9 protein-coding genes and 4 pseudogenes are annotated in these 19,734 nt (G+C 55.7%); 7 read left to right on the forward strand and 6 right to left on the reverse strand.

The features are described 5' to 3' along the window. A pseudogene (locus DXK93_RS01155) lies at positions 1 to 1,615 on the forward strand (hypothetical protein); the annotation flags it as partial. 83 nt (positions 1,616 to 1,698) lie between these two features. On the opposite strand, the pseudogene DXK93_RS01160 reads toward DXK93_RS01155, so the two are convergent. Both DXK93_RS01160 and DXK93_RS01165 read right to left on the reverse strand, forming a co-directional pair. Beyond that, positions 1,699 to 1,924 (reverse strand): annotated as a pseudogene (locus DXK93_RS01160) (transposase domain-containing protein); the annotation flags it as partial. After that, positions 1,834 to 2,268 carry a transposase gene (locus tag DXK93_RS01165; RefSeq protein WP_119449103.1) on the reverse strand — a complete coding sequence of 145 codons (435 nt, stop codon included), beginning with the start codon at positions 2,266 to 2,268 and terminating at the stop codon, positions 1,834 to 1,836. The gene DXK93_RS01165 and the pseudogene DXK93_RS01160, both read right to left, overlap by 91 nt. A gap of 1,458 nt (positions 2,269 to 3,726) precedes the next feature. Here DXK93_RS01165 and DXK93_RS31750 point away from each other — a divergent pair. The 3 genes from DXK93_RS31750 to DXK93_RS01175 all read left to right on the forward strand — a co-directional run bounded on the left by DXK93_RS31750 (position 3,727) and on the right by DXK93_RS01175 (position 5,311). After that, positions 3,727 to 4,071, forward strand: a complete 345-nt coding sequence (locus DXK93_RS31750; RefSeq protein WP_147400203.1) for a hypothetical protein — start codon at positions 3,727 to 3,729, stop codon at positions 4,069 to 4,071. 87 nt (positions 4,072 to 4,158) lie between these two features. Beyond that, positions 4,159 to 4,518 carry a hypothetical protein gene (locus tag DXK93_RS01170; protein ID WP_147400204.1) on the forward strand — a complete coding sequence of 120 codons (360 nt, stop codon included), beginning with the start codon at positions 4,159 to 4,161 and terminating at the stop codon, positions 4,516 to 4,518. 55 nt (positions 4,519 to 4,573) lie between these two features. Further along, a complete protein-coding gene (locus DXK93_RS01175) occupies positions 4,574 to 5,311 on the forward strand; it encodes a YdcF family protein (RefSeq protein ID WP_119449111.1) in 738 nt (245 codons plus the stop codon). A 343-nt stretch (positions 5,312 to 5,654) separates the two neighbouring features. On the opposite strand, the gene DXK93_RS01180 is transcribed toward DXK93_RS01175, so the two are convergent. The 3 genes from DXK93_RS01180 to DXK93_RS31970 form a co-directional block, all read right to left on the reverse strand. Beyond that, entirely contained in the window at positions 5,655 to 6,071 is a 417-nt protein-coding gene (locus DXK93_RS01180) for an NUDIX domain-containing protein (RefSeq protein WP_119449105.1), read from the reverse strand. Between the two features lie 429 nt (positions 6,072 to 6,500). Then, entirely contained in the window at positions 6,501 to 9,722 is a 3,222-nt protein-coding gene (locus DXK93_RS32225; RefSeq protein ID WP_119449107.1) for an RHS repeat-associated core domain-containing protein, read from the reverse strand. Positions 9,723 to 9,796: 74 nt separating this feature from the next. Next, positions 9,797 to 9,952 (reverse strand): hypothetical protein, encoded by a 156-nt coding sequence (locus DXK93_RS31970; RefSeq protein WP_158598542.1) that lies wholly within the window; start codon positions 9,950 to 9,952, stop codon positions 9,797 to 9,799. A gap of 312 nt (positions 9,953 to 10,264) precedes the next feature. Between DXK93_RS31970 and DXK93_RS01195 the strand changes: the two genes are divergently transcribed. The 3 genes and pseudogenes from DXK93_RS01195 to DXK93_RS32565 form a co-directional block, all read left to right on the forward strand. Beyond that, complete coding sequence (locus DXK93_RS01195) at positions 10,265 to 13,420, forward strand: Tc toxin subunit A (RefSeq protein ID WP_119449108.1); 3,156 nt, start codon at positions 10,265 to 10,267, stop codon at positions 13,418 to 13,420. A 70-nt stretch (positions 13,421 to 13,490) separates the two neighbouring features. After that, entirely contained in the window at positions 13,491 to 18,464 is a 4,974-nt protein-coding gene (locus DXK93_RS01200) for a neuraminidase-like domain-containing protein (RefSeq protein WP_119449109.1), read from the forward strand. A gap of 248 nt (positions 18,465 to 18,712) precedes the next feature. Further along, positions 18,713 to 18,823: pseudogene (locus tag DXK93_RS32565) on the forward strand (transposase); the annotation flags it as partial. Between the two features lie 90 nt (positions 18,824 to 18,913). On the opposite strand, the pseudogene DXK93_RS32480 reads toward DXK93_RS32565, so the two are convergent. Next, positions 18,914 to 19,126, reverse strand: a pseudogene (locus DXK93_RS32480) (hypothetical protein); the annotation flags it as partial. Positions 19,127 to 19,734: the final 608 nt, after the last annotated feature.

A 19,734-nucleotide genomic window follows, 5' to 3' on the forward strand; every position in this document is an offset into this window, starting at 1 on the left:
GGCAGGCACCGTGGATGGGCTCAATCTCTACGGCATGGTCAAGAACAACCCCGCGTCCCTGCGTGACCACGCCGGCCTGGTCGGGGAGGACGGCAATCGTAAGCGCAAGATGGGGGACCACGACGGCTCAGATAGCGATTCAGACCCAGGCATGCGCGCGGTCATGATTCCCAGCCAAGCAGCGCACCAACACCACGCGAGCGCCCAGCTGGGCGCAGTTCAAGCGCCGCCAGCCGGAACATCGGACGCGGCTCCCGCGGCCAACCAGTCAGTGGCGGAGCCGCTCGCTAGATTGAAGACTAACCTCGACCGGCCTCGCCTGATCGAGGTGTATGACCACTTCAAGACTAACGGTCTGATCAAGCAGGAAGAAAACGAGGTCCAACGTTACTTCATCGACATGCACACTCGCGACGCGCGCCTCGCAGCATATCTGCCTGACGAGAAATCGATGGACGGGGGGACGAGGACCGGGAAGACGGCGCAAGGAAATGAGTATTCGAACCTGGATATGCGTATACGTGATCGGCTGGCGAGTTTGGGATTTCTGTCAGACGGCAAGAGAGGCAAGTGGAATTACCGATTTTACCTGCAGCTTCCAACCGGCATGACTCTGGACACATACCGCGAGGAAATTGTCCCGTTGCTCGGTTTCAACAAGAGTCCAAACGGCCACGCGAATCGCTTTGAGAATGTCATCAAATGGTGGCAAGAAAACCCATTCAGACGCGAAGCGCTGGCTCGTGAGGCAACTAAGCACTTTCTTGAAAAACGGGCCGCGCGTCCTTACTCACAGACTGCGGCTAACCAGCACAAGGAGAGTCTGTCCAGCGCTCAGCGGGCACGGCTTACCGCAGCGACAGCGACAGCGCCAGCCGGTGCGATTGCGCCGGGATCTCAAGGCAATAAGGCGGCGCCAAGTGCCGCGCTGCAACCGTCGGGAAGCGGTTTGAATGCCGCGCCTGCTCCTGCCGCTCGCCCGATTGCGGCGGTAGGGCCGCAAGGGCGGCAGTCCCCCGTTGCATCAACGAGCGCGGCCAGCCACCTTGCGCCATCCCCTCAGCAACAAGCACCCGCGGAGTTTTCCAGAGAGTGGTTCGAAGGCATTCCCCTGACCCCGCCGGCGGCGAACGTCCCGCAACACCTCATGCACGCTTACGGGACACCCCAGGCCTTTGCGCAGCAATTTCATGCAGTGCCGCAGGGCAGCTTCAACAATCCCCCCCAGGCTTACTATGGAGGGTTGCCGATCCCACAGCAGCAGCAACACTCTGCCGCCCCTGCTTACGGTCACCAAGGGCCATCACCATACATCGTTAACGCGCAGAACGTCACAATCAACTATCACTACGGCGGAGCCCCGGCTCCCTTCGCGCCCCTGATGGTGGCCCCAGACCCTACGCGGATGTACGATCCTGGGCCGGTGTACCCTGGGCAGCAGATGCAAAATTGGCCAGGCCAGATGATGGCGCATCAGGCACCCATGCATGCGGGATATCTGCCCGCGCCGGCACCGCAGGCGGATCCATCCGAGTTGCCCGAAGACTTGGCGGGTATTGATTTTGCTGACTTGTATCAAGTCGGGACTCATTTGCCGTATCGGGATTATCGTTGACCCGGTTCCGTGGACACATCATTCTTTGGTGAGCGCCCAGATTTAGCCGTGTAGACATCGGAGCGTCGATGGCGTCAAGCGCGTTACGTCGGTTGCAGTTGATCAGCGACAGCCCAAGGCAACAGTTCGTCGATGCGGTTGACCGGGTGATCAGCAATGCGGCCCAGCACGTAGCGCAGGCATGCCTCGGGATTGATGCCGTTGAGCTTGCAGGCCGATCAGGGTGTAGATCGCGGCCCCTCGCTCGCCGCCTCGGTCTGAGCCGAAGTGCAGGTAATTCTTGCGGCCAAGGGCCACCGCGCGCAGCGCCGCGCAAGCGCGCCCGCGCACGACGTCATGGTCGCGGGCGCTGCCGATACGTTCGCCGGTAACGGAATGGGATCACTCGGCGACTGCGCATCAATGATCGCTTCAGGCTCGGCCACGCGCACCGCCAACAATGTCGGCCCCGCCTCACTGGTTGCTCGCAGCGTCCCGTCGCGGTGTTGCTTGATCCAGGCAAACACCTGATTGGCGTTCACGCCCGCTTCGCGTACCACCCGCGCCACCGACACCCCCGGCTGTCGCACCTGCGCGACCAGCTCAAGCTTGAATGCATCAGAATGCCGGCGATTGCGCCGCGGCCCAGGAGTCTTTTGATCGGTTGTGTCCATAAATCCCTTTGTGGGCACAAATTTGAGATGCCCACCACAACCGCGATCCTCCGACTTCGTCGCTCCCGCGTCTACACGGTACAGACCGGACGTTTACCCTCTTTTGGCAGAATTGGCCGGCGAATTGCGAGAAGGACGCAGTTTCACAAGCAGACGGCAAGATTCCAAAATCGCTTGTCAATGCATCTAGATAGTCTTGCCAATGTAGGTGGTGCCTCCAATTGATCGACACTAATTGTGATTCATATTTCGCGATGGAATGAAGTGATGATCAGGATATCGTTAATAGTGTTTTCAATTTTGTATTCTTTCTCCTCGGCATGCGTCGCGGTTGAGCTCATACCTGCTCTTCGCACGGTTGTTATGCTGACCGACAGAAGCAATTCCAAATATCCCCTATACAACTTGACTAGACATTACGCTGGCGGTCAGATCATATATAGTGCGGCCGGCATAATGACTGTCCGTTTGAGCGACAGCTACACAGTCTCCTTTGCCGTGGCGGATATTGCAGGGTCGGCTGCGGTCATCTGGAATGATCTTGTGGTTCGACCTGGTGAGCCAGACCTTATCGTTTTGGGTCGCGTCGGACAAACCGTAAATTTCCCCATTACGACTCGATCCTTTTCACTCCCTGGTTCACGCTTGCGAGCTGGCGCCATAGCCGCAACAGTACTGGCCGACTATACAGCCGTAACCGGTGGTATGCCGCCGCCAGCTGGGCTGGCTACCGGAATGGTTATAAATTCTGACATCATAAATTGGTCGGGCCTGAGGCGGTTCTTCGCTCCCAGTAGTAGCGATCCGAATTTAGGAAACTATCAAACGGCGCGCTACATGGCGGTATCGGCAATCATGCACGAATTCGGCCACGCAATGGGGCTACTGCACCCCTACGCACCTGCAGGCCAGGAAGCCCCAACCGCTCGGCAAGTCGATTCCAACGCCCAGTTGTTCAGGGGCGTGTATCAGGTCTTCGCTCAATCTGAAGTCGATCACGCTACCCTTATGCAACCATTTTTGAATGACGTATTCCGAGCTGAAGTGTTGCTGCTCAACAGGCCAATAGACCCCAGTACATCTACCCCTGCCCCCAGTCTTCCAGAAAGGGCAATGCTTCGGTTTGCGCTGGAATACACTTGCAATGATACGGATGGCCTAAACATACAAAGAAGTGTCCCGCCTGTATGTAATGACAATTATATTGCCACGGGAAACACGATAACAAACTCACTTTTGCCTCAGCTCATTCATGCTGCCCAATATTACCACTGAGCGATGCTGATACTTGAGCGTACCGGTTGTTGGATGGTGGCTTGTGAAGATTTTTTTCTCCGTGAATCTAGAGGTTGAGGATTTTTGGTGGTTGTGTGATTTTTCAAAAAAAATTCTATAAAAAATTATATGAAGATAAATTGGGTTGGCCTTGTTTATTTTAATTTTTAAATAGGGTGATCAATGAAAAAACTTAGTGTGACCGCTATCGTTGCGGCAATGATCTTCTCGACACACACGAATGCAGCCTTTGCTCAAGCTAACTCTGCTTGCGACAAGAAAACGGGGTTTATCGTTGGGTTGGGCACGGGAACCTCTCAATATGGCGATTTGTCCATCATATTTAAAGGAAAATTAAGCGATACAAGCACCCAGAAATTTTTGATCTCCGGCTATGCTGGTGGTTCTAATAACAAAACTATAGTGCTACTTGCGCAAACTGCCATGCTATCGGGCGCAAATGTCGTGCTGTACTGCAGTCGAGGTGGTGTAACTGGCATCGCTATTAACATTGAAAATTCAAGTTAATTGAGAGAGCGGTGTAGGCTTGCAACTTTGAAAGAGAGCTGATTGTGCGGAGATTTCTCTTTAAAAGTTATGAAGATTGTTTACAGCATGAATTTTTCTACTTTTGGTGAGATCATGAAGATCGTAATTTTTGCGGCACTCTTTTGCTTTTCGATGGCGGCCATGGCTGGCGCTGAAGATATATGCCCAACCGCACACGCTACGTCGGCTCAAGTGTACGTGAGTTATATTAAGACGGACTGGGGAGGCGATAATCAAACGCGCGTGGGATTTAATCTTGCGTCCGATGCGACGAAACAAGGGGAGTTTTATTTATCCTACGACCGAGGTTATCAGGACGAGCTGCTTTCCTTTCTAGCGCTTATGGAGGCATTTAAGGGGAGTTACCCGGTTTATATTTGGTGTCAGGGAGGGGTTAATTTCTCATCCATCACAATTGGTCGCTAGGGCGCGTACGTTGGAGTCGGCTCCTGTCGTGCCGTAGTAGATGAGGAAGTTCCAGATGACGCTTTCTATACTTGCAGTTCTAGTATTGCTCGCGACCTGCCGTGCGGTACTTAAATGGAATCGTACAAGCAGAGGGCTTGGGCTCATAACAATCACGTTGCTGCTTGCGCTAGGATGCGGCCCCATTCCGTCATGGTTATTGGGCAACCTGCAGTCAGCCTATGCTGTGAAGCATCCGCCCGGATGGAATAAGCGCAATGCGATCGTTCTACTGGGGGCCGGAACGGAAAGAGTCGCGGGCGCGATTGAACCGGGAGCATTTGCATACGCGCGCATCGTCGAAACAGCAGAGCTTTACAACGATTGTCGAAAGGTCGCTACAGAGTGCAAGATCATTGTGAGTGGCGGTGACGCAACGCACAATGGCTTGCCCGAAGCAACAGTCTATCGGAACTATCTTTTCAAACTTGGAATAGATGCAACCGACATATTGCTTGAACCCAATAGCATGAATACATGGCAGAACGCCCAATTCACTAGCGAGATACTAGAGCGCTACGGTGCCGACCGTGTGGTGCTTGTTTCCTCAGGCATTCATCTGAGACGCAGTGTGCTGTACTTTGCATATTTCGGAGTCGTTGCGACGCCGGTTCGCGCGGATTATTTGCGTGCGGTTTGGTCTGTGCTTCCATTGTCGTACAATTTCGCACTCACGGATTTCGCACTGAATGAATATATTGGCATTGCCCGCTATTATGCGTACAACTTTCTAGGCTGGAATTCTGCGAGATGATCCAGTTCTATGAGGGCAAGTCCAGTCGCCTATCAACATACACGGATAACCATTAAAATGATGTTTCCGTATGATAGCGAATGGCGGGTGGGTTTTCCGAACAATTTTGAGATCGCCAAAAGACGCGATTCAGGCGATGGTTGCACAGATGTAGCAAGACAAGTGTTTTCCGATTGCCGTAATTGCAATTGTGGAATTTCGTCCCGGCCACAAGGCTTCTATGCTAAAAAAATGTGAATCCCGCAGGCATCATCCCGTCTCTTGAGGTTGGCTCTCCCGGTAGGGACGGAAGCTTCAAAATCCCTTAGGACCCGCAACAACGCTAGTAGTCCGTGTTGTGCGACTAAGTGCATCGCCTGAAATCTCCACCGTGATCGCGGCGGCAACGGGCCAAGCCCAGAGCGGCGGGACATCCTGAGCCGCGTGGCGGTATTCCTCCTGGAGGATCGGCAGCGACATCTACCCACTCATAGGCCGTGTGTTCCTCGCTCAAGGTAAGAGCTTGGTCAGTGAATTCGCAGCGAAAAAATACAAGCAATACTCGCCTGTCGGGGATGATCTCGCAGGATCTGCTGCCCAGATAAACCATCGCGTTAATGTCCAGGCCGCACTCTTCCTTCACCTCGCGCGCCAATGCCGCCTCCAAACCTTCGCCGACTTCAGGCCTACCCCCTGGCAGTTCCAATTCATTGCGCGGATTTCTGACAAAAAGGACACCGCGAGGTCCTTGCATGATGGCTTTTACGCTAACAGGATCCATATCTACCCCACCCCTTCCCTATCGGTGCGTGTCGCCGCGCGTAAGCGGCTCTGTGACCAACTGTCGCTGCCGTGCCGTCAGACCGATACGTCTGTAGGCGTCGAAGATGTGGCCAAGCGATTGCAGCGGGAATGATGACGTAACCGTTGAGGTCAAACTCGTAAACGTACTCCTGGTTCATGTTCACCACCTAGGATGTTCGTAGTAGGAATGCCCCTCCCCGAGGTGAGCGGTCCGCAATTGAGCCGACGCGCGCCGATCTTTTTTACCATGGGAGCAACGCTGTCATCTTTCAATCACCTGACAGAAAGACCAGCGTTGACGCGCTTGATCGCTCTTCTCTCCGTCAAGAAAGGCGCCTACGAGGCGCTCTTGGTTGAGGTTAAGCACGATCGAGGCCCTGCAATCTGATTATTCAACTCGCATTGTTCAGGTCCTCCTGAGGTTGCGGCGCAAGGTGTCCACCTCTGCTTGCGAGGGTTGAATGTGCTTGTAGCCTAGCGGTTCCCCTAACTGTATCGCCAACTTGGCGGAATACTCCAAATTCATATTGGTGTAACCCATTATCGGGCATCCGTCTGTCGCATAGCTTCTAAAGTCATAGTTCACTGAGCCGCAGCTAACAGTTCCCGTCGTAAGAACAACTTGATTTGCCTTGTTTTTGTATATTTTTTCGACGCGTTTTTTAGCATGTTCCGCGTTAACATCAAAAGGATGACTAAACCCGAGAACATGTCCGATTTCATGGACTATTGATCTGAACACCAATAAATCGCCCAGTCTTTTTGCTTGCGATTTAAGCATATTTCGTTGAAGGGGCTGTTCGACGCTGTGCAGCATCGGGTCCATAGCTTTTATTGCATCACTAAAATCGCTTTTTGAATAATCAAATTTCTTATTTACTTTTATAACTGGCCTCATTCCGGGGTATAAAAAATGCGAAGTCGACGTACTTGCGAGCACATTTTTTTCTTTAAACTCTTGAATTTTTAATAAAACACGGCTCTGGGAGAAATCGGGTTCGTATTCAAACTTCAATCCGGAGTTTTTCGCGTAATCAGCCCAATATGCGAAAGCAGCATGCGTCGGCGGCACGATATCAGTTTTTATCTTAATGTCTTTGAACTTAATCGTTACCAATGCTGGGGTTCTTTCTTGAAGGAATTTGTCCTTGGTTTTCTCGAATCCAAAAGTTATTTTTCCATCAAAGTAACGAGTGGCATTGAAGGTGGCTTCCTTGTGTTTGCCATAGTAATGGTTACTAGTGACTACCCCGCTGTAGCGCGACAACGAGATAGATGGGCCATCAGCATCATCCGACAGATTCTCGGGATCTTTGATATTTGGGATCAAACTGAGGCCGCTTGGCGGACTGCTTTTACCGTCTTCCCATCCAAATATTTCTTCCGGTCTATCGGCCTCCTCGCCATCGCTGCCCTTCTTAGTCAGGCCGTAAGAGTCCTCATCGGTCACCGGATTATTCCCCACCATGCAGTAGAGGTTCAATCCATCCACGGTGCCGGCCGGATCCGGATTGATCCAACGTCCGATCCACGGCTGGTAGTAGCGCATGCCGTAGTAATAGAGGCCTGCGGCGTCACGCTCCTTGCCCGAGTAGCGTATGGTCTTGTACTTGGCCTCGCTGGTCGAGGCCGCAGTCCACACCGCAGTGCCGCCATACGGGTAGTACTCCTCTTGCGTGATGATCTGCGCGCTGTCGTCGGTCTCGATTTGGCAGGAGTTCTGCCGGTCGCCGTAGCGGTAGCGGATCTGCTGGTTGTCGATGTCCGACGGCTTGTTGGCCGTCCAGTTCAGCAACCGGGCACCGTCGTCCAGCACGATCACTTCTAGTCGCTCCCTCGTGTAATAGCTGAAACGCACCTCCAGGCCGGGTAAATAGATAGCGTCGTCGACCCAACTAATGCCTCCTCCCGATATCATTGCCTGCGACGCCTTGCGCACGCGTTGTCCCTCGCTGTCGTAAGCGTATAGTTCGCAATCGCTCGCACCCCAGTCGGTGCAGTCTTGACCGGAGCTTCGGTAATTGCTGACCAGGCAGTAGAGTTGGTGGAATGGGGTCCAATACATCGGCAGGTTTGGGTTGCCATCCAGAAATGTGCTCTGCCCTGCCCCGTCGAAAAATGATTCGAGGCCCGCGGGCGTCAACCCCGAGTTTTTGACGTCGCTCAACGCGCGATTGCTATCGGTCGCCACGACCATGTTGCGCGTGGGCACGGTTGCCCCGGTGCCTGCTGCGTTCTTGGCCGCAATTTGACGCAGATTGCCCCCGAGATCGTAACTATAGTTACGCGTATAGCTACGGTAGCTCGCGGGGTTCGGTGGCGAAAAGGCGATGGGCGAGTCGGTGCCCGATGGATTACTGCTCACATAGTTCTCGCGTCCGCTCGCCGAGAGCAGTTGATAGAGCGCGTCATAGGTATAGCTACGGTTACCGTCTACCGCCCCATTGTGGATGTATGCCACCGGCGTGCTCGCATCGCTGAGCGCTATGACATTGCCCACCGCGTCGTAGGTGTAGGTCAGATCCTGAAGCGTGGTCCCGGTAGTGGCGCGACCTCGTCGGCCTGATCTGCCAGTGGGGCGATTCTTGGAGCCGCGCTGGCACTTGGCCGCCGCGCTGGTGGCCTCAGCACTGCGTGTGGTCGTGATGGTCAGTACGCGCTGCGTGGTCTGCGGCTCGTACATGTAAGCCGTCTGAACGGAGTTGGCGTCGTTCTGGGTTTCGATCTGGCCGCTCGCCGTGTAGGTGACGCCAGTGGTGACAGGCGTGTTCGTGCCGCCGTTGGGCGTTACCGAGCTTGAGACTTTGCGACCTGCCACGTCGTACGCTGTCTGCTGCTGATGGCCCATCGCGTCGGTCTGTACGAGCATTTGTGCCAACGCGTTGTAGGTGCGGCTGGTGCTATAGAACTGAGCGTCGAGATCGCCCTTGTCTACGTTGGGCCAGACCCCTGTCCAGCTGTAGGTACGGCCACGGAATGCTGCGTAGAGTGAGAGCGTTTGACGATCCTGACGCAGTGCACCGCCCAGCACGCTATAGCCTCGTGCACTCATGTCAAGGAGGCCAGCGGTGTCGTAGTGCTGGAATATTTGTCCGCGCAGGTTCAGGTTACGCGGGTCGGCTATGTTCTTCTGGTCGTAGTCACCTGACGGCAGATTTTGTGATTCCCCGTAAGCCCAAATATCGGTTTGGTATTGAGTGGAATTGCCTTCTGACGGAGACACGGCGACCGTGCGCGAAGTGGGCCGACCCAGCGCGTCGTATTGGTGCGTGGTGGTGAACTGATCGTCGGCCTGGTTCAAGCAATCGCGCCCCTGGCTTTGCTCCCATACGACACGCCCCTGAATGTCGGCAAACGCTTGGGTCGTGCCCGCGTCGACGCTGATTGTTGCCAGCACTTGACCGGAAAGTGCCGGGGTGTACTGGAAATTGAGGGGGCCGCTGCCCTGCGCGAAAAAGCGCGCGTCCTGGCTGGAAATCGGCTGCCCAAGATCGTTGTAGTCCTGTGCGTCCACATATTGCGTGGCCACCTCAACGGCCGCGCTGCGGTTATAGCGCAGCGTGCGCACCGTCAGGCCACGGTTGTCGCGCACCGTAATCTTGGGGGTGCCCGCGCACAAACTACCCATGGGGCTCACTCAAAGAAGCGACAAGGATGACAGCACTCTAATTCCGTCGCCTGGGCGCTACCTCTGCTCGTCTCCTAATTACCTTTGATTTCAAGTACGCAATCGCTGGAATAGCCCCCTTTTAGAGTTCGCACCTTGGCGTACTCCGCACTCACCAGGGCCGCCACATCCGCCACCATCACCGCTAGGCCCGACTTCTGGTCGTACTCCAGCTGATTGAGCAATGCCAAATAGACCTCTTTGATCCGCTTGGCGTCTAAACAACCGGATCCGCCACAGCTCAAACAAAAAGTTCAGAAAATAAATGACGCGTCCGAAACAAAATCGCCACAATTGCACTGACTAGCCGAAGGTACAGGAAGGCACTTTTCGAGGTCGAGGCGAATTCCAAGATCGCCAAGGCGCCAGCCGTCTCGTCTATATCGGTGTGTCCGAGCCTGCCCAAATCTGGGGCTAAACGCGCTTTGCTGCTTCACCAGATACGCCGCAGTCTCATTTGACAATGTGATTCCAACTCAACTACCCCTTGAGCGAGCAAGCTTATGTCTAAAGCGACACCATTGATTCAGGCAGTGGAACGGCACTGCGGATTGGCCGATGGAGCATTGTCTGCGCTTGGTTATGATTCCGTGCAAGCCATCGTCGCCGTTCACGAGCACACTTTTGTGCACGAAAACACCTCAGCGCTGGGCTCAGGGGACGTTGCGCGAAACGTATATCGGTTCGCGCTGGCTGCTCAGAAGCGCCTGCTGCGCTTGTACAAGGCATTTCGGGCTGGTAATGCAGCGGCCGTTAAAGAAGACGGCCTGCATTACCCCTATAGCGACAATCCCATCGGTAACAGTCCGGCCTGGGTAGAGCAATTCCCGTTGGCCACATTGCCGGCCGCACCAGGAGACATTGCGTGTGATGACTCCCCCGCAGCTTATTTGGCAACGCTTTACTGGTGGGCGGAGTATCTCGAAACGTACCCGGTGGGCAATACCGCAGAGCGAGTGCTGCTCAAAGCGCGCAGACCTGATCTCGCCAAACTTCAGATCAATGACGCGTCGGTCAATCAGATTGTACCCAAGCTCCAATTGATTAATGAGACACTGTCGAACTTCATCTCGGTGAATGTCGCCGAACTAAGTGACATCATCAACGGGGCACCGACAACGGTCGATCAGGACACCCTACTTTCTCGTATCAACTATCCGGGCCCCGCAGTCCCCTATCACGGCCCATACGACAAGGTCGTCAGCAGTCTCACGGCGCGAAGCACCACGCTCTCGCAAATAGTGCTGGCCTCCGGAAATGGCATGCCGGCCTTCGTCGCCCAGCAACAGGCTCCCACTACACAATCTCTCCCGGCACTCTTGTACGACACTGGCCTTGACCCCGCCAGATTGCAACTTGCCCTCACCTCCTATGAGACGTCGGGCTGGATTGACTCCTCCGGAGCCGAGTCCGAGGACCGGGTCGTGTTCTTTAGCAGCAATTTCGGGATGAGCGGGCCAATGCAATATTCTTTCCCCGCGCCAGAAGAGGATCTGAGCAACGTTGGCACCTTGGCGAACCAAACGTCACAAAGCATTGAAAGTATCTTGACGCTTTTCTGCGACAGCGGTTGCAATGACGGAAACGCCAAGTCGCTTGGATCGACTACGGTGACGGTCACGCCAAATGTTGATGGCAGCGTCCAGGGCTACACGGCTGGCCCGAAGAACTACGGAGCCGTCATCGTCAACGCAGGCAACTCGGCGCCGGTCACTACTGCTCCCGTTGAGGATGACGCGGAACTAGCGACGAAGATGGGGATGAAGCTTGTTCAGAACGTAGGTGGTTCCTTCCCTCCCCCACCTAGTGATAAATGCTTCACCCAGTTCAATCAGATGTACCGGCTGAGCCATTGGATGCGACTCGCACCGGACCAGCTAGACACGCTGTTGTATGCCGCGATGCAGGCGGGCGGCACGACAACGAAAATGGAGATCGACACAAATTGCATGCGCGTACTGGGCTTCTATCGCCGATGGGCGGAAAGCTATCAGGTTAGCGCCGAGGATATCGCCGCCATCCTCTGGCAAGTTTCCCCCTATGCCGTGCTGGACGCTATCCCCCAGTTCGATCGCATTTTCAATGCCGTGCCGGGACAACAGCCGATCAAGATTGGCGGCCCCTCAAGCGCTTTCGACTACACGGCTGCCGCCTATGCTGGGCTCGTGCAATCCCTATGTGCAGCGCTGAAGATTACAGAGGCTGATTTCCTTCGCTTGGCCGCAACGGTCCAGGCAGCCCAGAAGCTCACCAGCAACCATGTGACACGCTCGCTGCCCTGCCTGTCGGCGCTCTATCGCTTGACGCGTGTGGCATCCGCCCTGCGGCTGTCTGTTTCAGATATGTTTGATCTGCTCGACCGCATGCCCGACGGGGATGCGTTGACCAGCCAACTTGCCGGGGTACAGCCGAAGTTAAGTCTCTTGGCGACCACCGCGCCGCTCATTCCGACCACTCGTGACGTGCTCGACCAGCTCGATGCGCTCGCAGCCCTGCGCGAATTCGTGCGGGGACATGGCCTGACGCCCGGGGCGGCGGCCGCGTTGATTGCCCCATCGGCAGCGAACGGGTTCCCAGTGCCCGCATCGACCGCAGCACACTTGGCGGTAGTCACCAACGCAACCCGGCTGATACCCGGCAGCCTGTTCGATATGAACATCCTCCCTTCGCTGGGGTTGCCGGTCCAAGACACATCCAGCCCCCCAGTCAAGGTCGACTGGGCATCGGTCGTTGCCAACAGCAAGATCGTCGGCGACCCGAGTACGCCGCAGTCGGGGCTGATAGCGATAGAAACTGAAGCCGATCGCGAGAGTGCAATACAGAAGGCTTTACCGACGGGATGCAATCTGACTTCGACGGACTATCAGCCGCTGCTCGATAGCCTCAGCGCAGCCCAGCAACGTCAGTACGGGGTAACCGATGGTGTTCTCGGCGAAGCCCTCGGACTTCCCACCGATACGTTGCACATGCTAATGCAAGCGTTCGAAAGCAACGGAAGCTACACATTCCTGTCCGGCTGCCAGACGTTCTTGACCGCCCATGCCTCGCCAGAACCTGCGGACCTCAAGGGCAGCGCTCTCATGACACAGTTCAACACGCTGGCGCATCAGGCGATGCTGGTCAGGCATTGCGCGTTGACACCCGCAAGCCTGCAAGCGCTAACAAATCCATCCTGGTTCAACTTGGATTCGACGGCCGGAGATTGGTGGATGCTCACCTTGAAGAGTCTTTACGCATTGGATTGCTACGAAGCCTGGAAAAAACGGGCTGGGAGCGAAGACGATGTCACCCAGTACCTTCAAATGGCCAACCAAGAACATGCCGTCGCGGCTGATGCCAAATCTGAATTGGCCCGGCAACTAGGCATTAGCAGCGACGAGATGCAGGGTTGGATAAATTGGGTAACGGGGGACGCTACAGGCGCGACCATCGTAACCAAAACCACCCAGGTGGGCAGCATCCTTGCATTGATGGCCGTCGCGGAACAGACCGGACTGACACTCAAGCAGATGCTCGCCCTCGCCGCGTTGCCCACTACGCAAGCGCAGTGGGCAACGAGTGCAACAAGTGACGCAGCCCTGATTCAATGGCAATACGCTGCTGCCGGCGCCATGGCCACATTGAACTACGTCCCGGAGTCCGCCGCCGCGGCGCAATGATTCCGCGCACGCGTCCAAGGCACCATCCCGACCAGTCAATCCCCAGCGCAGATCGTTAAGGAGTACGGCCATGACCGTAAATATAGATCAGATACTCGGAAGCCTTATGGCGCACGAGCGCGATGCGCTCGCCGCGGTCTTTCGAGGCATGGTCTCCGACAACATTGGTGATACTTCCAGAGGCACGAGTCTTCAAGCGAGCGCCGAAGACGCGTATCAGTTTCTGTTGATGGATCTCGAAACCTCGTGGGAGCCAACGACGACACGCGTCGCTACTGCGATCGCGTCGTTGCAGCAGTACATCAGCGGCGCACTGTGTGGAATCGAGCCTGGCTATCAGGGAATCGACTGGACTACGCCATCGATGCGCCCAACGCTGGACTACTGGAACGACTTTACCAGTCAGTACGATACCTGGGCAGCACAGACCTTGCTGCAAACCTATCCAGAAAACTATCTGTTGCCGATCCTTCGTCCTTCCCCGACGGAACCATTCCAGAAGCTGGTTACCAACGTCAATCAGGGACAGGTCAACGACAACACAACAGCGAATGCGATTCAGCAATACCTGAACGACTTCGAGGATTTTGCCAATCTTACGGTGCTTGGTGGCTATATCGACGGCTTTGAAGCAGCGACGCCGGCGATGACGAACGGCTACTTTGACGACGAGGCCGCCGGTATCGGAAAGACCGTGTATCTTGGCCGAACGGCCGCCTCGCCCTATACGTACTGCTGGCGCCTGTGCAACCACTGGCTCTACGACAAGGATGGCTACCCGGCCCCCAACGCTTGGACTGAATGGGAAAAGATCGATGTCGCGATCAACGATGACATGTTGATCGGCCTGCCCCGCATCGTTCAGTACAACGAGCGGATTTTCCTTGTGTGGTTCGAAAGGCAGGTCAACAACGCCCAGGACTCCAACTCGGCTTGGATGGTTACCATCAGGGCACTCTGCGCGTACCGCCGGTTCGACGGCACTTGGAGCGGGCCGCAGATCCTGTCGACCTGCAGTCACAACGCCATGGCATTCAGCCCAGATGAAACGACTACGGCGGACCCACTTTTCGCGTATGACTCCACCGATCCGGGCAAACAGCCACGCTGGTCAACCGCGGCGTTCCAGTTAACGGATTCTGACGGCAGTAACTACTTCTATGCCATGCTTTTCACCGATCAGCCGGGTGAAAGCCAGGCACCGTGGAATTCATACTTGGTCTGCCAAGTCGACGCGTGGATGAACGTATTGGCGAGCACGCCCGAACTAGCCCAGGCACAGAGTACTGCAGTGACGACCATGGTCGGTCAGGTGCAGGGCGCGATCCAGACATTCAATGGAAACACGCCGATAACGGGTGCCCTCAGTGCAAATCTGACCTACCAGCAGCGACTCCAAACCTTGGTCTCTCTGAGCACGACAGCTGATAAATCACACGCCGTGATGACTGATCTCCGGGAAGTCAATCTTCCTGAAAGTCAAACGTTATCGCTACCCCGGCCCCTGCCTGAAATGCAAGCGAAGACGGCAAATCGGGACGGTGCAGGCACTGCGCGTTACCAAGACAACACCATTTTCTTCACGCCACCGACGCTCACCAACGGAATAGCCAATAACGATGCGACGGCAATGATCAGTTTCACGCCGGGCATTAATGCGACGCTCGCCGGCGTGAGAGAGGTAGGGTTCAGGTTCGAGGACAGCGATATTGAAGGTTGGTACAAGATCTATTTGGACACATGGACTGCCGAACTTTATCTTTCCGTGAAGCCGGCTGCCGGATACTCGCTAGCCTCCCCGGGCAGTACGGTGGCCGGCGTTGCAAAACGAGAATTCCCGGTCCTGTACTGCAACGGCACTTATCTCGGCAAATACAATAATCATCCGCAGGTGTTCGGCCCGCAATTCATGTACGGGCGAACCATATCGAGTTCTGCAACAAGCCTGCACATATCACTTGTTCCAGACCTCGCCAACGGGGGGCTTATTCCGCCGGCAGAGGTTCGCAACAACGACGGCTCGCATTTCTACTATGACAAAAGCAGCATCTATTTCGGTGCAGCGGATGATTCGTATAAGCGATATGACTCGGCCGGTCTTTCCCCCAGTCGTTATATTCCGAGCGTTCCCCTCATTAAATCTGACCTGACGGTACTGCCGTTGGAAGCCGGTACCTACTCGGTATTGATTGCGACGTCGGCAGACGCAACGTGGCCTGGTGAAGAAAAGTTGCTAACTCTAAAAGAGTTGACTGGCCTCACCCAACTTTCGGCGAAAACGACCAATGTGAAATGCACGGAGACAAAAATCGTCACATCGAAACACCGTAATCCCAACTACTACTACACGGGAATCAAGCGTTTTGACGTGAACGGCACTCTCGTGCAGTCCACGTGGCGCCGGGCCTTCTGGTCGGTCGTGCGGGCATGGCCACTTGACGACCTGACGCTGCCTGTTATTGACGAGAACACATCATCTATCGGTACCGCGCAATTGCTCAATCCGATGGGGAGAAAGCAAGTGGACGGGCAGAAAAATGTGCTGCCCAATATCCGCCTGAATACGCTGTTCACCTCCACACTGATCAATGACGCCAACCTCGGGCTGAATACACTATATCGGTGGGATACCCAATTAACGCCGGAACCCAGTGTCGACAGTGCGAGCGGAGCCGATCAGCCGATGGATTTTCACGGCGCGAACAGCCTGTATTTCTGGGAATTGTTCTACCACACGCCCGCGCTGACCGCTTATACGTTGAAATGTCAGGCTCAGTACATCGAAGCTCTGAAGTGGCAAAGTCGAATTTTTGACCCGCGCTCGCAAGTGCCGGTTGATGGGCAGCAGAGTTCCGACGATCCCATGCCAAACTACTGGAAATTGCGGCCCATTGCCCCCGCGCCGACGCCGTCCGAAACCCCCTACGCGCTTACGCTTTCGACGCTCGCCGATCCTTACACAATCGGTTATCGCGACCCTGTGCATTTCCGGGCAAACGCCTATATGGAGTACATCGGTTTGCTCATATCGATAGGTGATACGTACTACCGAATGCTGACGCCGGACAGCCTGAGTCAGGCGCTGCAATATTACACGCGTGCCCATAATATTCTCGGCGAGCGGCCTTATCTGGCGCGAGCGGTCAAATGGTCTGGCTCCATCTCCCTCAGTCAATTTTCGAACAATCAGGGGGGTTCAGCAGCGTTGGTCGAGTTCGAGACCAACCAGGATCAGGCAGCGCAGTGGTCGCTTCACCCTTACGTGGGTGATGCAGCCCAACTCAGCCATTCGTTTGCCGATGCATTCAGTCCTCCCATCAATACTAAGCTGATGAATTTGTGGGACACGATCGATGCACGTCGCAATAACCTGCGCCACAACCTGGACATTAACGGCAACCCCATTCATCTGGCACCGTATGCGACGCCGCTCAATCCGGAAGCGCTGCTCTGGCGTCAGGCGAGCAACGGTACCCTTGCCGGAAGCGTGGGAGGCGTGCCGCGTATTATCCCGCCGTATCGATATAGCGTGATCTCGTCCTTGGCACAGAAGGCAGTGGGAACACTGATTGGATTCGGGCAGCAACTGCTAAGTCATCGAGGCTCGATCGACGCGCGGCAACAGGAAGTGATGCAGCAATCGCAACTGCTTGAGCTGTGGACGTTCACAAAAACAGCGAACCAGCAAGCGATCGACATTGCGCAAGGCTCGCTGAACTCTCTCTCCCTAAGCCTGGCGGCTGCGACTGACCGCCAGACGTACTACAAGGAGTTGATCGACACGGATCTATCTCTGCTCGAGCGATCGTCCATGGATCAGGTCCTGGCTGGACAGTCAAAAGGCCAGGCGGCGGACGCGCTGAGCAAGGCGGGCGCTGCGGCCGACATGGCACCCAACGTCTTTGGTCTTGCCAATGGAGGGATGAGCTATGGCGCTCTGCTATATGCCGCGGGGGCGGGCTTGTCTCTGTCGGCTCAGATTACCTTGAACCGCGCCAACCAAACATCGACAATGGGGGGCTACCAGCGACGCTCGGATGATTGGAAGTTCCAGCTCAAGCAAATCGAAAACGAAATCCAAAATCTGAACAACCAGATCGAAACGCAAAATATCCAGTTGGCCGCAGCTCAGAACTCAAAAAGCCTTTCTGAAACGCAACATAGGCATTCCCTCGAAATGTATACGTTCCTTAATAAGCGCTATACAAACGAGGTGCTGTACCAATGGCTTGCGGGTCAAATTGCCGCGCTCTATCACCAGGCATACGACGCGGCCGTGGGGCTTTGCCTTCTGGCGCAGACGTGCTGGCAGTATGAACTCGGCGACTTCAAGACCAGTTACATCACTGGTAACGAGTGGAATAGCCAGCACCAGGGGCAACTGGCTGGCGAGACGCTGCAACAGGCATTGTCACAAATGGAAAGCGCGTGGTATTCCAGCAGAAACGCGCGCCAGCTCGAGATCACGCGTACCATTTCGGTCAAGCATCTGCTCGGCACGCAGTGGACCAGCACTTACGTGGCGAACGGGGACTTCACCTTCAATTTCGACGAGTCCCTCTTCCATGACGACTATCCGAGCCATTACATGCGCCGGATCGCTGGTGTCTCGATCACACTTCCGGCGGCGGTTGGACCTCTGCAAAACGTTCGGGCCACACTACAGCAAACGAGTAGCACCTATGTTTGTTCACCCGACGCGACCGCGGTTGCCGCGTTGATCAAGAACCCGACGAATCCCGGAACGAATGCGAACATCATCACGAATAGCGGTGCCAGCCAGCAGGTCGTCCTGTCCAGCGGTGTGAGCGACACGGGACTCTTCGTGTTCCAGTTCGGCGACGAGCGTTACCTGCCGTTCGAAGGCACAGGCGCAGTTTCGAGTTGGCGACTCGTTTTTCAGAGCCCTTCGGATAGTGATCGGAACAGTCAGTCGCAGATCCTTGCCAGCCTTGACGACATCATCGTGACGTTGCAATACACTGCGTGCGACGGCGGCCCTGGTTTCGCCAGCGCTATCTCGACGTCGATGGCAAAAACGTAAACGTACGGCCTATACCGTGTAGACGCGGGCGTGCCGAAGGCCGAGGATCGCGGTTGTGATGGGCACCTCAAATCTGTGCCCACAAAGGGATTTATGGACACAACGGATCAAAGGTCTTCGGTACGGCGCAATCGCCGGCAGTCTGACGGGTTCAAGCTCGAGCTGATCAAGCAGGCGAACAGCCTGGGATGTCGGTGGCGCGGGTGGCGCGCGAAGCGGGCGTGAACGCCATTCGGGGCCACGAGGCGGCGCCGAGCCGGCCGATCGAACGAGGCTTGCCGGGCCCAGGCCTACACGCCCATGTGCTGGTGGCCAAGTTCTGCGATCATCAACCGCTGTATCGCCCGTCTGACAGTTATTTTATGAGTAGCCGGTGGGCAGCAGTCGCTCGACGTCGAGCCACGTGAAGGCGGAATATCCCGCGTCCCAGAGCCGCTCCCCGGCTGCGCTGTGTCGAAGTCGATCATCGCGATCGGTTCATCGGCGATGAACACGGTGTTGGTGGGAGAAAAATCGTTGTGGCATGCCACTTCGAAGCTGCTTTCCTTAATGAAAGGCATGGTCGTAGTAGCTTTGTGGAAGCGCTGGAGCAGCGCGGCGGCCATGCCAATTTGCGCGTCTGTGTACCAGCCTAGGAGGGATCTCGTTCGCGGGTACGGCAGCCTCCTCGGGCTGGACGTTTCGCGCCTGCATGCGGGTCAGCTCTCGGTGCACATGCTGGTATATCGCCAAGGCGTAGCGATAAATTCTTTCTGCCTTGCGGTGTCCCGCTAACCCACTTTCAAAGCGCGCCAGAAACTGATAGTGACGCATCATGCGACGATGCCGTAGACCGAATGAATGCCAAGCTTGGCGAAAGTGCCTGGCTCCCCCTCCCCCCTCCCCCCCAAATCCAGCTGGGGATGGTGGATAGTTTGGCCGTAGACAGTTCGCACGCTATCCCTCGTCGGCCATGGCACTGTCCAGCGGCGTAATCTGGCGTTGCCCGATGCTGGTGGTGACCGCGTCGGGTGTGCCTGAAATCAAAAGCATTCTGGAAACGAGCACAGATAGCGCCCAGGTCACGCAAGTAGGATGCTGTCATCCTTATTGCTTTTATAAATAGAGTCCTATGGGCAATTCGTGCGCGGGGACTCCCAAGATTACGGTGCGCGACAACCGCGGCCTGACTGTGCGCACGCTGCGCTATAACCGCAGCGCGGCCGGTGACGTGGCGACGCAGTACGTGGACGCGCAGGTCTATAACGATCTTGGGCAGCTCAAGGCCAGC

Source organism: Achromobacter sp. K91 (genome assembly GCF_003576205.1).
Taxonomy (GTDB): domain Bacteria; phylum Pseudomonadota; class Gammaproteobacteria; order Burkholderiales; family Burkholderiaceae_B; genus Achromobacter; species Achromobacter aegrifaciens.